The sequence below is a fragment of the Desulfallas thermosapovorans DSM 6562 genome (assembly GCF_008124625.1).
Classification (GTDB): domain Bacteria; phylum Bacillota; class Desulfotomaculia; order Desulfotomaculales; family Desulfallaceae; genus Sporotomaculum; species Sporotomaculum thermosapovorans.
The window spans coordinates 35,326-49,966 of sequence record NZ_VNHM01000014.1; the positions used below are offsets into that span (position 1 = coordinate 35,326).

The window sequence follows — 14,641 nt, forward strand, 5'->3', positions numbered from 1 at the left end:
TTGGATATATATAGAGGGCGGCATTATGAAAAATATGGCTAGATTTCCCACAGCTATAACATTTTATAAGTCCCTATCATGCTATTATATGAATAGTGGGGAAAGTTTATTATTTTTCATGGAGGTGTTTTGTGTGCAATTTTATACTGTACAACAAGTGGCCAAAATTTTACATGTTAAAAAAGATTATGTTTATGAGTTAATACATCAAGGAAAATTACAAGCGATAAGAATGTCAGAACGCCGAATTCGCATTTCTCATGAGAGTCTAAATGAGTTTACGCAAAATCATAAAGTCAAGAAGTTTAATTAATCTTCTTGACTTTCTTTATTATCTCGACTGTCTTCACAAACCGTAACATAAAATCCACCTTCGTAATAATAGTCCCGGCTATTAATATCATCCAAAATTGATGTGCTTTCAATGTGGAAAGTTATTTTTTTATGTGGTGCTAATAATGTAACAGTGATTTCTGGTTCTGGAAAAGGTGGTAAATTAACTCTGTGTTGCATTAACCGAGGAATAAATACACATCCCCACCTTGGTTCCCAAGGTCCTGAGCAAAAATTATGTTTATAAAATTCATTCCATTTTGCCCATTGAGCTGCCGATGATGAAAACATATGTTCAATTCTATCAGTGTACAAATATATTAACAGGTCAGCATATTGGCTAAAAACATCTATAGACTTAAACCATAATTGGCCTATAGGTTTATTAGGTTCTACAGAGTAAATGTCGGGGACTGAACTAATAAATTCTGCTTCATGTATGGTTTTTCGTCGCCCCGTAGAAAAGTTTCCCCATACACGCATAAAAAACCACCAAACTGCTGAAGCGATTTCTTTGTTACATGGAGCAATTATAGTGATATTATTATCGTTGTATTTGTCTAGATTTCCATCAGACAAAATATTTACAAGATACCATGTAAATAAAAAAGATCTCCCGGGAAGGAATGGGCCGAATAAGTAGTTATTCCATATACTTTTAAAAATAAAGTCACGTACAATACGTTGACGAACCTCTTGGGGTTCGACGGAAAAGGGAGATGGGACCGGATTAGCTATTAACCATTCGGTTATTCTATCTGATAAAGTTATTGTTTTGCTAGAAAAAAATTTTGTTTTAATTCGAGCGTCAGGATTAGGTACTTTCTGAAATTCTTCTGCGCTGAAAAGATAGGAAGGCGCTATGCCTAGCAACTCAGCGGCATGGGCAACAGTTAGATTCGCGGCTACTCGTCTATGGCCGAGCACGAAAAATAAAGGAATTGGCATAATATACACCTTTTTCTCTGCATATTTTTAAAAAATGACTAAAATTGACCAAAAATTCCCTTAGACCCTATTTGTCTATATAGAACACCCTAATATACTATATTCTCTATACTAGAGAATATAGTATAGAGAATATAGTGCTTTTAAATATTCTTCATTCATTTTATATTTTTGAATTTTGTTTGTAAAGTTGTTCGGTTTAGGCGGAACGGAAGGAGGTAGCGAAGCTATGCCCAGCCAAAAAATTGCACAAAACGCAAATAAAAAAGGAAAAACAAGGAAAAAGGGGGAAGCTATCAAAAAGCTAGCGGAATTCATCATTGGTGATCCTGGCATTTCGGTTAGTCAATTGGCTGGAAAAATTGGCGTAACGGCAAGTAACATAAGGACTGCACTAAAAAAACTAAAAGAAAAACCAAATGAATATGCCGCCCTTTTGGGGATAGATGGTAATTCTATGGCTGAAGCGTTTGCAGTGAGAGATGATATTATAAAAGCTCAAAAACGTTCGAGAAAAAATAAGATAAAACGGCACCGCCCTCCTAAAGAAAGAAAATCTGCTCGCAAGTTGATCTGGCGTGGAAAAGCAAACTGGCCAGCCTCAATAACAGCAACAAAAAAGAGCCTAACAACCAGCGAGCTAATAAAAGCGTGTGCTCAGCATTATACATTTTGCCCGGATAGCCGAAAATACGAGGGTGATCACGATGTCCTAAATAGCGGGTGCCCGGGACTGCCAAAAACAATTACCTTAAAGCAAACCCAAAACGTGCTATAATTATACCATAAAGGGAGAGATGCCCGTGGCTGAGTATGACCTTATTATCAAGGCCCTGGCAGACCGGTATATGAGCCATATAGCCGCCCTGGTGCGCGGGGTGGAAGTACAAGCCGAGCATATTGAGCCTGCCGATAAAGAAACTGTGGCTGTGAAACGTACTTCAGATGTGCTGGTTAAAATAAACGAGGATGGTTACGAATACATAATGCTGGTGGAGTTTCAGGTTAGACCGGATCGGAAAATGGCCCAACGCCTGCTGGAGTACACGGCCATGCATCACCGGCGTTACGAAAAGCCGGTGTACCCCGTTGTAATAAACTTGACCGGCAGAGGCCAGCAAGATAGCCAGTACACATTTGATTGTGTGGACATAACGGTGGTGAATTTTAACTACCGCCAGATAAATCTCCAGGATATGCCCGGACGTGATTTTCTTTATCGGGGGCCAGTGGGCATTTTGCCGCTGGTGCCCCTCATGCGGCTGGATGACCCGCCTGAACAGGTTTTAGAGAAATGTGCAGCGCGTTTGGAAAGTGAAGTTACAACGCAAGTTGAGAAAGAAACCCTTTACGTGGCACTTGCCGCTATGTCATCTTTAAAGTTTTCAAAGGAATTAATTCTAGAGGTGCTGGAGGTGATTAAGTTGGAAAACCTTCCGCTGTTTGATGGTATACGTGAGGAATGGAAATCGAGAGGTAAGATAATTGGCCGAGTGGATTCTATAATGGATGCACTGGAAGAAAACACCGGTAACAGACCTGTGGAACTGGCTGAAAGGTTAAGCGTAATTGAGGAAGACTACTTGCTTAAAGATTTGTTACGGACTGCAATTAAGGCAACAACACTGGAACAATTCGTGAAAAAGTTGAATGAAATTGAGCAAAGCATAAAAAAACAATAAAGAACGAACTCTAAGCCTCCGGGTATTACCCGGGGGTTTTGCTTTGTTGCTAGTAAATTCTGGCCCGGACGGGGCCTTCAGGGATAGCCCCACAGTGGCAGGCTAAAGGGAGTCGCCACGAAAGAATATGAAAGGTGCGGTGATATGATGGAAATGTACACGGTTGCCGAAGTCTCGAAAAAGTTGAGGGTGCGAAAGTCCTTTGTCTATGAACTCATCTACACAAGGCGGCTGAAGGCTCTGAAACTATCGGAACGTCGTATCCGCATACCTTCGACTGCACTGGACGAGTTTATTGAAAAATTTTCTGAAGAAGATGAAGAAGAAAAAGGAAATTACAAAGCGGCGGGGAAGTAAGACCCTGCCTGATTTTTTCCTGTTCTTTGCCGTTTAAGGAGGAGCGTATGCAAATGGCACAGGTAAAAAGGCGCGGAGTGAACAAGTATCAGATTTCAGTATACCTAGGGCGTGATGAAAATGGCAAACGCATATTCCACTATGAAACTTTCCACGGCACCAAAACTCAGGCCCAGTACCGGGCGGCTGAACTCGAGGTTGAGATGAAACGTCGTACAGGACCCAGGAACGCAGCTATGATGGTGGATGAATACCTCCATTTCTGGCTAAAACGAATTCAAAATTCTGTTGATGAAGGGACCTACAGGACATATACATTCCACGTTAAGAGATTGAATCCTCTGGTGAAAAATCTGCCTATGTACGGGGTGACGGCTTTAGATCTTCAAGACAGGCTTTCGGGCTTATCCGGGCTGAAACCCAAAACTGTAAAAGGCATCTACGGCACCCTTAAGACCGCTATGAGGCAAGCTGTTGCGTGGGGTATTCTTTCGATTGACCCCACAGTAGGGTTGAGGGCTCCAAGGGTGCCAAAAGCTGAAAAAAGAGTTCTGGAGGCCCGCGAGTTAGCAACACTACTTGAAGCTGCTAAGAATTATAAGCATCATGTCATAATTAGGATTATAGCAATTACCGGTATGCGCCTGGGTGAAGCGTTGGCCCTTAAATGGAAAGACGTAGACTTTGGGTCTGGAACAGTTGTTGTGCAGCGGGCAGTGAACACGCATAAACGTGAGCTAAAGCCGGAACCCAAGACCCAGAGCAGTCGCCGGACAATACCGCTGGACGAAGAAACACTCATGTTTTTAAAGGATCTAAAAAATCAGCTACAAGAAAGGGTTGGTTCGAAGAAAATACGTGAAGTGCTTGTTTTTTATGCTGATCACGACATAAATATTCCGGTTAGAGACAATACCGTGCGAAGAACGCTTAGAAGGGTGCTAAAATCGGCGGGGTTGCCAAATATAACTTTACATGATCTAAGGCATACGGCGGGAAGCCTCTTGGTGGCAGCTGGGTACCCATTGCCGTTGGTTTCAAGTTTTCTTGGCCACAGTAGCCCCGCCACGACCACGGCAGTATATTCACATGCCATAGGCCGCGGCATTAATGTAACTGATGCGTTGCATGGTTGTCAGGCAGATTGTCGGGCAGATAACTAAAAATCCTTTTGTTTAGCGGCTTTCAAGTGGGTGCTGATTCTTCAATTCCTACTGCACCCACCAGTAAAATCAAGGGTTCCGGCATCATACAAGTGGTGCCGGAACCTTTTTTGGTGCCCGATTGGTGCCCAAAGTGAATACATACTATCCTAATCGAACATAATTCTGCATAGATTAATTTCCCGGGGTAAATAATTTATCCAGTTTGGAAATGGCACTCCTTTTTAACTCTGTTGAAACGTGGCTATAAATATCCGCTGTAATTGCCAGGCGGGCATGTCCAAGGAGCTCTTGCACTACTTTAAGGCTTTCCCCTTCTTCCAAAAGCCTGGTAGCGAATGTATGGCGGAGGGAATGCGGGCTAACACCATCAATGCCGGCCTTTTTGCACAAAATATTAAACTTGCGGTTAAAGTTGCGGGGTAGTATTTGTGTGCCTTTTTTGGTGCAGAATACCGGCATTTCCGGGCAGTGGTTACCTTCACTAAGCATATTTTTCCGGTGTTCCTTTAGGGCAGCAATTACGGCACCAGAAAGCGGTATTATTCGGTAACCGCTTTCTGTCTTTGGCGCTTGGCGTGTTAAGCCTGATTCTTTTGTATAGGTAACTCCTTCTCTTACCTTAAGGATGCCTCCATCAATATCAACATCTTTCCAGCACAACCCAAGCAATTCTCCGCGCCTTAACCCGGTGCCGAGAAGTACAATAAAAGCTGCGCTGAGCCGATCACCTTTTAGAGCAGCTATAAATGCGTTTTGCTCATTCAAGGTCAAGGCTCTGGTTTCTGGTTTCTTTATTGACGGGAGCACTGCTGATTTGCTAACATTTCTTATAACAAGTTGGTTTTTTACGGCCTGTTCAAGGGCACCGTGAATAACCTGGTGGATTCTATGGACCGTGGCCGGGGATTTTCCCTCGGCTGTTTTTTTATTGTAGAGCTTCTGCAGGTGGTCAGTTTTTAATTCCTGAAGCGTCATCTTGCCAATATTGGGTATAATATGGTGGTCTATCATGGTGTTGTAGTTTTCATATGTTGTCGGCCGTAGCCGCTGTTTTTTATATTCTTGTAACCACGTTTTAAGCCAATCGCCGAGTGTGGTGCGGTTTAACTCAACGTAATTACCCCGGCTGAAATCGGCTATTAACCTCGCCATGTATTCTTCTGCTTCTGCTTTCCGTCCTTTGTACCGCCGGACTATCCTTTTCCGGTTACCGGTGGCCGGGTCTCTCCCTGCCTCAATGATTATTTTCCATTTGCCTTTGCCGTCAGGCTTTAAATGGCCAGCCATATGTTCACCTCCTGGTTAATTGTGCATTAAATACAAACTGTAGTGAACTAACATGGTAGTTAATTGTGCTATCACCCCTTTCAAAAAAAGCTTGAAACAAAACATATGTTTTATTATACTATAAACAAACAATTGTTTGGAGGGGGTTATTTTGACCAAGGCTAAATTGCAGGAAAACAGCAGGGAATCTGCACTGGAAAGGGCACTGGCTGAAATTGAAAAGAAATACGGAAAAGGCGCTATCATGAAACTGGGGGAAAAGGGAGCAAAAGTGGACGTTGAGGTCATCCCAAGCGGGATACTGCCGTTGGATATTGCAGTTGGCATTGGCGGGCTTCCCCGTGGCCGGGTGATGGAAATATACGGCCCGGAGTCGTCCGGAAAAACAACCGTAGCATTGCATGTTATTGCGGAACACCGGAAGAATATCACCGTATGGGGAAAAACTTTCCCTTCCCTGTACCTGGTTCCTGTCTCAACCCGGAATGCCTTATTAAAGTACCACCACAAAAACATGGTTTTTACAAACGCAATGCCATAGACGCTAATTTTAGCGGTCGAATTTTGATCCGCCGGTATTACTGCAAATACTGCGGCAAGACCATTTCCTACCTGCCTTCCTTTTGTCTGCCATATTTTCAATACACCATTGAGACAATCCTTATGGCTTTGTGCTATATATTAGACTCCAATCACTCTCTCCGAGCCTGTTTAAAGCTTTTAAAGAACCTGGGATGGTCTTTGGCCCACCTGCAATTCTATGTGAAACGGTTTTTAAACAACCAAAACCGCATTAAAGTAGGCCTGCGCCAACTTATCCCCGGTATTATCCTGCCGCCGGACGAACAGGACAAAAGAAAAGGAGCCCAAAAAGTACTGCGCATTGTAATAACCGGATTTCCCCAAATCCAAACCTTTCAGGCAAGGTTTCATAAACAATGCAGATACTCTTTCATGGCTCCTTAGACATTATTTTAGCATATCCGTAGCCGCTTGTGCACCCTCGAAGTGCAAATGTCAATACCAACACAACTTTTGTCTGTGCTGCGGCGGGGTAAAATGTTATGATTACCGGAAACGGCGCCCAATAATGGCTTCAAGCGCTTGAGGCTTTCGGAACTCATCAAAATCCACCCACTCTCCACGGGCTACTTCCTGCTGGGCGGTTTTAATTTCGGAAATTTCTTCTTCGGTAAAGTGGTCTTCATTAATCGGCAGCAGTTTTTCGTTAAGCAAAGTTTTAAGTAATTCGGCTTTTTCAGCTTGTGAAAAGGTTCTAATTTGTTCAACAACCTGTTTGACCCGGGAAAGCGCCATTTTAATCACCCTGTTTCAATTCCTTAATTAGGAAGGCTAAATTCTTATTCAGATTTTACCCATGTATCGAGTACATCATTCAGTATTCTTAGTTTGTCCGGCGGTAGTTTTTGCACCTTTTCACACACCCGGCGGACCTCTGGGGGTAACTCCGGGGGGTGGTCGGAGGCAAAGAACTCGGAGAGGGTGATGCCAAGGGCCTGACAAATGCGGGAAAGAGTATCTACGGTAGGTTGCTTGTTCTTTGATTCTAATTGCCCAATGTATGCTGCGGAAACGCCAGCTTCCAAAGCTAATTTGCCTTTGCTCATACCAGCGGTTTCACGCAATGACTTTATTTTATCCCCAACATTCATTAGATCACCAACATTATAAACTATAGTTTCAGTTTAACATAAAAAACCAGATAAATCCTAAACTATAGCATTGACTATGCATAAACTATAGTTTATACTAATACCAATTCGGAGGTGGTGACTTTGCAACTAGATTTCGGACTTAGACTTAGTAGATATCGTGAAGCAAAAAAGATGACATGTGCTCAGCTTGCCGAAAGTGCCGGGCTTTCAGTTACGTTCATCAAAACGCTTGAAGAAGGAAAGAAAAGTCCTACACTTCGGACAATGGAAAAACTCGCCGCTGCCCTGGGCGTTAAGGTAACCGATTTGCTCGATGAGCAAGCCAGAGAGGTGAGCTGATTATGAAAGTAGCTCACGTAGGGGATATCCACTGGGGCCTGAATTATCCAGGCCCCGCACCGGATTCCCGGTTTAAGGATATAACTGCGGCCATGGATTGGGTGGCGGATCGGATTATTGAAGAGGGCTGCAAGTTGGTACTTGTGGCCGGTGACCTGTATAAAGACGCCCGGGTGTTTTTGGAGCGGGCCAGTACCGAGATTGCCGCTGCTTATAACTGGCTCTATAAACTCGGCAGTGCAGGTATCGAAACAGTTGTTATATCCGGCACCCCTAGCCATGACCCGGTTGCCGCCTATGAATTGTCAGGAGTTCGTAGTTGCTAAAAAAAGTATATTATCCAACTCGAAGTCCAAGGATAACTAAATCCCTTTCTATACCGTCGAAAATGGCTACTCTGGGCAAATAACCCCATTGTTCAAAATTAAATTTCAAAAATAACTGTAAACTTGGTTCGTTGTGACTAAATATAAATCCAAGAATTGTAGTAATTCCTAATCTTGGAGATTCTTGAATTGCCTTGGACAGTAATTTCTTACCTAAACCCTTTCCTCTATGCTGTTCAGCAATATAAATACTAATTTCAGAAGTGGAATTATAGGCTGGCCTGTTATAAAAAGAAGAGAAACTTAACCAACCCAAGGTATTACCCCCGTCCTCTACAACCCAGATAGGACGATTATTGGGGTTATGTTCACGAAACCAAGTTAATCTACTTTCAACTGTTACTGGGGTAGTGTCAGCTGTAATCATCCTAGAAGAAACAGTTGAGTTGTAAATATCTACTATAGCTGGTAGATCGTTTTCAGTAGCTAGTCTTATATTCAAAGTTGTCTCCTCCAACATTTTGATTAGATTTTATCAAATCTTAAATGCCATTTGAATATCGCATAACAACCATTAAGTGACTAACACGGAGGTGTAAGCATGACGGCTGAGGATTTCCGCCGGGTGAAGGCCTGGCTATACAGTATACCGCGGCTGAAAATAGCCATAGAAAACCTCAGAATCGAGCTGGAGAAGCTGGACACACGGGCCGCGTCGCCGCCCCGATGGGTATCCAATCCGGCGGGGACCTTCAGCACCGGTGGAATTATCGACAGCCGCCAGGTCAGGTGGGTGGAGTTCATGGACGAGTACCCGTTGCGGAGGCGGGAAATAGAGCTGGACATCCATGAGAGGCAGCAGCAACTGGAATGCTTTGAAAGGGTGATGGATATGCTTCGGAAAGAAGACGCCAGGCTAGTGCAATTGGTGCGAAAGAAATATTTGGAGAAGGTGCATGACCGGGATATTTGGGAAAATGTGCTGTACACAAGCAAGGCAACATTCTACCGGATGAGGATATATGTGGTAGAGGCGTTTTATGAATGTCTCCCGGGGCAATTTGCGCATCGCAATGCAAGTTGAGACTTTATTGAGACCATTTTGCCGGGAAAATGTGGTATGCTTGTATCATGGAAAAGCCGCCCCATGGGGTTGGTTTTTTAAGCAAAGAAAAAGACCCAGATTAGGATATGGGTATGCAGGAAGTAGATTGCGTTGTGGTGGACATTGACGAAACAAAAGAAATTTGTTCTATGCGGTTTTCGGACATAAAGAATCGTGGCTCGCAGTATGCTAGGTTAAGATGATTAATGGAACAGCGATATAAAAAGCAAAAGCGCCCCTTCCAGGGCGTTTTGCGCTTATTTACTTTAAATATGTTACTTACCGTAGTATGGGAAAAACCCAATCCCAAACACCAGCAGAATCAGCACCAGAAAGAGAATAAAGCTGCCATCGAAGTACGGTGCACCAACGGTTCCGCTCATTAACACATTCCTCCTTGGCTAATGAATATTGTACTAAAATAATATGCATGTGCTAAGAAAGGTGTTAACGCATAACCGGTGAGATAATGTACCAATAAACAGGTAATTATATGGGTCCCGGTACCATAAAACGGAGGATGGTGCACTACCTTAAGCTTCAAGATAACCGTGTTCTCATGTCCAGCCGGTTCAATATTTCAGCCATTGTAACTCCATAAACAACAGCACCTGTAAAGTCTGTTATTGCCGTACCTATGGTAAGCGGTGTAAGCTTGGGCACATCTGCAATATACGTTAACCCGTATATGGTAAACCAGGATATAATGCCGAAAAGGATTCCCTTAAAAATATAATTTGTACTTGTCACCAGCTTGGAAATTAGTAAAGCAAAAACCGATCCCAGGAAACCTACAAATATTAACTGGACCGCGAGAAAAAACAATAATGATAAAGTATTAACAGGACTGTGGCCTGTAATAATTATGCTGGGCCAATCCAAAAACCGTAAATTGGCTATACCGAGGTAATAAGAAATGTAGCTTATTATGTTCATTAATATGCCGCCGGTTAAACCGGCAATAAAGCCTCTGGTGATGACATCTTTAATAATAACCAAACGAACCAACCCCCCGCTATATTTTTAGATATTCTGTCCGTTAGTATTTAAAGTAATTCCATCTGAATATACTTAAAGAGGATGTTCAAAAAGTAGGCCTTGGTGCCAGGTGTTGAAATACTCTAGTTTTTCAACACCTGGCACCAGCGTGAACACCGCAAAAGCCGGCTAATGTGTAGGTCATAAGATGGCCTCGCGTAGGCTTTTCGAACAGCCTCTCAAAGGCTGCTCTTTTGCCGGGGCGTAGTTATTTTGGTTATCGGCTCTAACTTAAACGAAAAACGCCCCTTGCGGAGCGTTTTTCATTAATTTAGCATTTTCCACCGTAGGGGAAAAAGCCGATGCCGAATACCAGCAGAATCAGAATCAAAAAGAGAATAAAGCTGCCGTCAAAGTAGGTGCCACCACCGGAACCGGTTGCTCCAAAAGCCATTAAACATGCCTCCTTAATAAAGGTTTTATTGTTAATAACGGTATATAATATGTATAGAAGGTGGAAAGTGTTACCGCGTTGACCGCCGGGGTGTTATAAAAGTGTTTGTATAAGAGTATTGAAGGAAATCAAGACAATAGGGAGAATAAGAACGACTAGAATAAGAACGGCAAAAGTACAAGTTCAGTCATGCCACCATAAAATACAGGGGGGAGGGAAATCATTGCTTGAAATCCTTTACGACCCGTTTGTGTTAGGTTTCATATTAATACCCGGCTTAACTATAATTCTATGTGGTTTTGCAAATTGGCGTTTGGAAAACACGCGCATGGTCACCGGTATGTGCTTTTTAGTCAGCGCCATGCCGGCTTTCGGAAACATTGGTTTTTTGGTGCTGGCCGCCATATATACGTTCATTGGCTTTTGCAGTGCCTTTATTGCATTGAAAATTAAAAAAATGTTGGAAAGAAGAAAAGGTCAGCCCGTTGAAAGAAAACCTGCCGGACAGAATGATAATTAAATGTTTAATTTGTTTGAAAATTTTTCGCCAAAATATTGCGGGCGAAATTGTTTAGTAATATAATAGTATAAAGAGTCCATCCAGTTTTCCCCCGGGTCACTCCGGGGATTTGTTTTTTAAATTGATTTTATATATTGGCAAAACTGGGGTAAACTTATTCTAAAACAAGATAAAACATGTGCAATCTGTTTGCTTTTTATGTTAAAATTTTATATTAGCAAAACCCCGGGAGGTAATAACATGTTAGACCATCAGTTACTTATTTTCGTTACCGTTGCGGAAAAAAAAACTTTTCCCGGGCAGCGGAAACCTTAAACATTTCCCAACCTGCCATTAGTCAAAATATACATGCCCTTGAGGATTACTATGGAGCCAAATTGTTTGAGCGCTCCAGTAAGAGAGTGGAGTTAACCCAGGCGGGAGCCACTCTGTACGGCTATGCAACTGAAATTTTGGAACTGCATAAAGTGGCCGAGCGGGCTGTATCCGATTTGGTGGAGTTGGTGACCGGGAATCTGACCATCGGGGCTAGTTTCACGGTGGGAGAGTATGTATTGCCGCGTTTGCTGGCGGCGTTTACCCAAAGGTATCCCGAAGTTAAATTTTCTGTAATGATAGGCAATACTGAAATGGTACATGAACATGCCCGGGATACCAGTATTGATATTGGGCTAGTGGAAGGTTTAGTGGAGGACTCGCAGTTAAAGGTTACTAAATTTTTGGATGACGAGCTGATTTTGTTTGTATCCAAAAACCACCCGCTGGCTGAAACTACTTCCATCAGCCCCGAGGAAATCGCTCTGAAATTGAAAAGCGTGCCTTTTATATTCAGGGAAGAAGGTTCCGGTACCCGGCTGGCGGTGGAAAAAGCATTACAAAAACTTGACTTTAAACCGGAACACATCATCACCCTGGGTAGTACCCAAGCCATCAAAGAGGCGGTGGAGGCGAACCTTGGTGTTTCCATGCTATCTAAATGGACACTGCGCAAGGAATTAAAACTGGGCTCGATAAAACCCATCAGGTGTTGCAACCCCATCACCCGCGGCTTTTATTTGCTGCAGCACAAGGAAAAATTCCAGTCCCGGGCGACCGCCGAGTTTGTAAAACTTGTGTTGCAAAATGACCTTACCGCAATCCTAACCAAGTTTTAATATATAAAATGGCCTGTGTTTTGGCGCCCCCAAGGGGCGCCTTATTAATGCCAAAAGCGCCGCTTAAAACACACGCGGCGCTTTAATAAACTAAAGTATTCTCTGGCCGAATACATTTTGGGACCATGCATATCGGGCACACTCAGGACATATTTCCTGGACACTGGTTTGTTCATTGATAAAATCAATGTGCTTGGCGGTGGCATAGGGCTTTCCGCAGTTCTTACACGTAACCATGGGTAAGCGGCTCATCAGAGCGCCACACATGCGCATCTCCCTGTATCCTCCGGTATCTTCCAGGGTAATGGCACCGGTGGGACAGTTTACGGAACAAGTGCCGCAGCCGATACATTTGTCATCCGGCCTGTGGAAGTCGGTTTGGGGATTTGTACCGGTGTCCCGGTTGCCAACATAACCCAGTTCCAAAGCGTTGGCCCCAATTTGCTCCCGGCAAACATCAACGCATTGACCGCAGGCTATACACAGGTCACAGCGCAGGCAGCGGTTGGCCTCATTTTGGGCCGCCTCTTCGCTGACCGCCAGCATAATTTCTTCGAAGGTATCTTTTTTCTCAATCTGATATAAATGATGAAGATCAATTTGGCTGGTGTTTGATCTTTGTGCGGCGCTGATATGCACAGGCGGTATGCTTTCCCTTTTAACGGGATAGTTGATACCTGCTGAGGGCTCCTGCCCTCGCAAATAGGCGTGCATGGCAGCTGCGGCCTTTTTACCTGCGGCCATGGCTTTAATGGCCGAAGCCGGTCCTGTAACTGCATCACCACCGGCAAAAACACCCGGCATGGTAGTTTCCATGGTCTCCGGATTAACCACAATGCGGTTGCGGTCTGTTTGTACCTGCTCTGTACCGGCTAAAAATGACAGGTCCGGTTGCTGGCCCGTGGCAAAAACAATTAAATCCGCATCAATTTTATAGTTTGAATTCTCCACCGGTACCGGCTTGCGCCGGCCACTTGAATCGGGCTCGCTGAGCTCGTTGCGCAAGCATTCCAGGTGGGTGACCCGGCCATTTTCGCCCCATACTTTAACCGGTGAAGTTAGGAAATCAAAAATAACCTGCTCTTTTTCAGCATCTTCAATTTCTTCCTTTAACGCCGGCATTTCTTCCCTGGTACGCCGGTAAACAATTCTTGCTTCCCGGGCCCCCAGGCGTAAAGCCACCCGCACGGCATCTATGGCAACGTTGCCTCCGCCGACGACAATAACTTTTTTGCCGGTCAAGTCCGCCACTTCGGGCAGGTCGCAATCCCTTTGATCGGTTGCATTCACCCGGTTGTCTATGCCGTTTAGTTTCAGGTTCACCGTACTTAAAAAGGTGATACCGTCCATAACACCCTTTAAGCCCTGGGGGTTTTCCAGGGGGATGGCACCTTTCCAGGCGCCCGGCCCCAAAAATATAGAGGCGTAGCCCTGCTGCCGCAGTTCACGGATGCCGTTTTCCCCGTTAATGGGGGTGTTGACCTTGATTTCCACACCCATGGCCCGAATGCGGTCGATTTCATCCCTGAGCACCTTTCTGGGCAAGCGGTAGGAGGGAATACCGTAAGCCAGCATGCCCCCGGGCTCGGGCATGGCTTCAAATATGGTAACCTCATAACCCCGGCGGGCCATAAAATAAGCAGCCGCAAGCCCGGCCGGGCCGCCCCCGACCACGGCAATTTTTTCGCTGTATAACTTTTTTGCCGAGGCGGCGGGCACTGCCGGGTTAGCGAAACACTTATCATAGGCCAAGCGTTTAAGGGCACATATGGAAATGGCCTTATCCACCGCAGCCCTGCGACAGGCCTTTTCACAAGGATGTTCGCAAATTCGGCCCAGGCTGCCGGGTAAAGGTACATCTTCCCGGATAAGCTCCAATGCCTCGGTATATCTGCCCATGCCCACCAGGGCAATATAATTGGGGATGGAGATACCCGCCGGGCAGGCCGCCTGGCAGGGAGCCTGCACAAGTTTTGCACATTCGGCATCGGCGCATACATGATTATCAATGTGTACTTGAAAATCTTTTTTATATTGTGTTAAGTAATCAATTACCTTTGCGGCCACCTCTTTACCGGCACCGCACTGGCACATATTCAAGACCCTGCCGGCCTGTTCACGGATAGCTTCCAGCGTGCCCGGGTAGGCTTTCCCTTCGCTAATTAGATCAAGCAGGTCGCATATTTCATTAAAGCTACGCCGGCATACACTGCAGTATTTTCCTCCGGTTAAAAAAATCATCACATGGCGTTTTGTTTTTTTAACCTTGCATCCCTTATCTTCCATAGAAACACATCCTCGGTTAATCTGTTTGGA

20 protein-coding genes are annotated in these 14,641 nt (G+C 44.4%); 12 read left to right on the plus strand and 8 right to left on the minus strand.

Going from position 1 to position 14,641, the window contains the following annotated elements:
- Positions 1-133 precede the first annotated feature (133 nt).
- On the plus strand, positions 134-313 hold the full coding sequence (locus tag LX24_RS11690; RefSeq protein ID WP_243131721.1) for a helix-turn-helix domain-containing protein: 180 nt from the start codon (positions 134-136) through the stop codon (positions 311-313).
- Here LX24_RS11690 and LX24_RS11695 read toward each other — a convergent pair.
- Positions 310-1,290, minus strand: a complete 981-nt coding sequence (locus LX24_RS11695) for a phospholipase D-like domain-containing protein (protein WP_207706602.1) — start codon at positions 1,288-1,290, stop codon at positions 310-312. The two genes, LX24_RS11690 and LX24_RS11695, sit on opposite strands and share 4 nt — an antisense overlap.
- A 220-nt stretch (positions 1,291-1,510) precedes the next feature.
- Between LX24_RS11695 and LX24_RS11700 the strand changes: the two genes are divergently transcribed.
- The 4 genes from LX24_RS11700 to LX24_RS11715 all read left to right on the plus strand — a co-directional run bounded on the left by LX24_RS11700 (position 1,511) and on the right by LX24_RS11715 (position 4,483).
- Positions 1,511-2,059, plus strand: coding sequence for a winged helix-turn-helix domain-containing protein (locus tag LX24_RS11700; protein WP_166512332.1), 549 nt, complete (start codon positions 1,511-1,513; stop codon positions 2,057-2,059).
- Between the two features lie 19 nt (positions 2,060-2,078).
- Positions 2,079-2,963 carry an Rpn family recombination-promoting nuclease/putative transposase gene (locus tag LX24_RS11705; protein WP_166512333.1) on the plus strand — a complete coding sequence of 295 codons (885 nt, stop codon included), beginning with the start codon at positions 2,079-2,081 and terminating at the stop codon, positions 2,961-2,963.
- A 144-nt stretch (positions 2,964-3,107) separates the two neighbouring features.
- The gene (locus LX24_RS11710) at positions 3,108-3,320 is read left to right on the plus strand and encodes a helix-turn-helix domain-containing protein (protein ID WP_243131722.1); all 213 of its coding nucleotides are present in this window, start codon (positions 3,108-3,110) and stop codon (positions 3,318-3,320) included.
- A 53-nt stretch (positions 3,321-3,373) separates the two neighbouring features.
- Positions 3,374-4,483: a tyrosine-type recombinase/integrase gene (locus LX24_RS11715; protein WP_166512334.1), complete on the plus strand. Its 1,110-nt coding sequence runs from the start codon at positions 3,374-3,376 to the stop codon at positions 4,481-4,483.
- A gap of 174 nt (positions 4,484-4,657) precedes the next feature.
- Here the strand turns inward: LX24_RS11715 and LX24_RS11720 are convergent, their stop codons facing one another.
- Complete coding sequence (locus LX24_RS11720; RefSeq protein ID WP_166512335.1) at positions 4,658-5,773, minus strand: tyrosine-type recombinase/integrase; 1,116 nt, start codon at positions 5,771-5,773, stop codon at positions 4,658-4,660.
- A 151-nt stretch (positions 5,774-5,924) separates the two neighbouring features.
- Here LX24_RS11720 and LX24_RS11725 point away from each other — a divergent pair, with 151 nt between their 5' ends.
- Positions 5,925-6,314: a RecA family protein gene (locus tag LX24_RS11725; RefSeq protein WP_423244339.1), complete on the plus strand. Its 390-nt coding sequence runs from the start codon at positions 5,925-5,927 to the stop codon at positions 6,312-6,314.
- Complete coding sequence (locus tag LX24_RS15030) at positions 6,209-6,739, plus strand: DUF6431 domain-containing protein (RefSeq protein WP_243131723.1); 531 nt, start codon at positions 6,209-6,211, stop codon at positions 6,737-6,739. Before LX24_RS11725 ends, LX24_RS15030 begins: the two co-directional genes overlap by 106 nt.
- Positions 6,740-6,841: 102 nt before the next feature.
- On the opposite strand, the gene LX24_RS11730 is transcribed toward LX24_RS15030, so the two are convergent.
- Positions 6,842-7,099, minus strand: a complete 258-nt coding sequence (locus tag LX24_RS11730; protein WP_166512336.1) for a hypothetical protein — start codon at positions 7,097-7,099, stop codon at positions 6,842-6,844.
- Positions 7,100-7,134: 35 nt separating this feature from the next.
- Complete coding sequence (locus LX24_RS11735) at positions 7,135-7,419, minus strand: helix-turn-helix domain-containing protein (protein ID WP_166512337.1); 285 nt, start codon at positions 7,417-7,419, stop codon at positions 7,135-7,137.
- A 150-nt stretch (positions 7,420-7,569) separates the two neighbouring features.
- Between LX24_RS11735 and LX24_RS11740 the strand changes: the two genes are divergently transcribed.
- Positions 7,570-7,788: a helix-turn-helix domain-containing protein gene (locus LX24_RS11740; protein ID WP_166512338.1), complete on the plus strand. Its 219-nt coding sequence runs from the start codon at positions 7,570-7,572 to the stop codon at positions 7,786-7,788.
- Positions 7,789-7,790: 2 nt separating this feature from the next.
- Positions 7,791-8,114, plus strand: coding sequence for a metallophosphoesterase family protein (locus LX24_RS11745; RefSeq protein ID WP_166512339.1), 324 nt, complete (start codon positions 7,791-7,793; stop codon positions 8,112-8,114).
- Between the two features lie 10 nt (positions 8,115-8,124).
- Here LX24_RS11745 and LX24_RS11750 read toward each other — a convergent pair whose 3' ends face one another.
- Positions 8,125-8,616: a GNAT family N-acetyltransferase gene (locus LX24_RS11750; RefSeq protein ID WP_207706603.1), complete on the minus strand. Its 492-nt coding sequence runs from the start codon at positions 8,614-8,616 to the stop codon at positions 8,125-8,127.
- A 99-nt stretch (positions 8,617-8,715) separates the two neighbouring features.
- On the opposite strand from LX24_RS11750, the gene LX24_RS11755 reads away from it, so the two are divergent.
- Positions 8,716-9,198 (plus strand): hypothetical protein, encoded by a 483-nt coding sequence (locus LX24_RS11755; RefSeq protein WP_166512341.1) that lies wholly within the window; start codon positions 8,716-8,718, stop codon positions 9,196-9,198.
- A gap of 561 nt (positions 9,199-9,759) precedes the next feature.
- Here LX24_RS11755 and LX24_RS11760 read toward each other — a convergent pair.
- Both LX24_RS11760 and LX24_RS15185 read right to left on the minus strand, forming a co-directional pair.
- Complete coding sequence (locus tag LX24_RS11760) at positions 9,760-10,218, minus strand: YqhR family membrane protein (protein WP_243131724.1); 459 nt, start codon at positions 10,216-10,218, stop codon at positions 9,760-9,762.
- 310 nt (positions 10,219-10,528) lie between these two features.
- Positions 10,529-10,651, minus strand: a complete 123-nt coding sequence (locus tag LX24_RS15185; protein ID WP_279233216.1) for a hypothetical protein — start codon at positions 10,649-10,651, stop codon at positions 10,529-10,531.
- Positions 10,652-10,769: 118 nt separating this feature from the next.
- Between LX24_RS15185 and LX24_RS11765 the strand changes: the two genes are divergently transcribed.
- A complete protein-coding gene (locus tag LX24_RS11765) occupies positions 10,770-11,171 on the plus strand; it encodes a hypothetical protein (protein ID WP_166512342.1) in 402 nt (133 codons plus the stop codon).
- Between the two features lie 332 nt (positions 11,172-11,503).
- Positions 11,504-12,325 carry a LysR substrate-binding domain-containing protein gene (locus LX24_RS11770; RefSeq protein ID WP_423244340.1) on the plus strand — a complete coding sequence of 274 codons (822 nt, stop codon included), beginning with the start codon at positions 11,504-11,506 and terminating at the stop codon, positions 12,323-12,325.
- Positions 12,326-12,415: 90 nt separating this feature from the next.
- Here the strand turns inward: LX24_RS11770 and LX24_RS11775 are convergent, their stop codons facing one another.
- Positions 12,416-14,611 carry an FAD-dependent oxidoreductase gene (locus LX24_RS11775; RefSeq protein ID WP_166512343.1) on the minus strand — a complete coding sequence of 732 codons (2,196 nt, stop codon included), beginning with the start codon at positions 14,609-14,611 and terminating at the stop codon, positions 12,416-12,418.
- Positions 14,612-14,641: the final 30 nt, after the last annotated feature.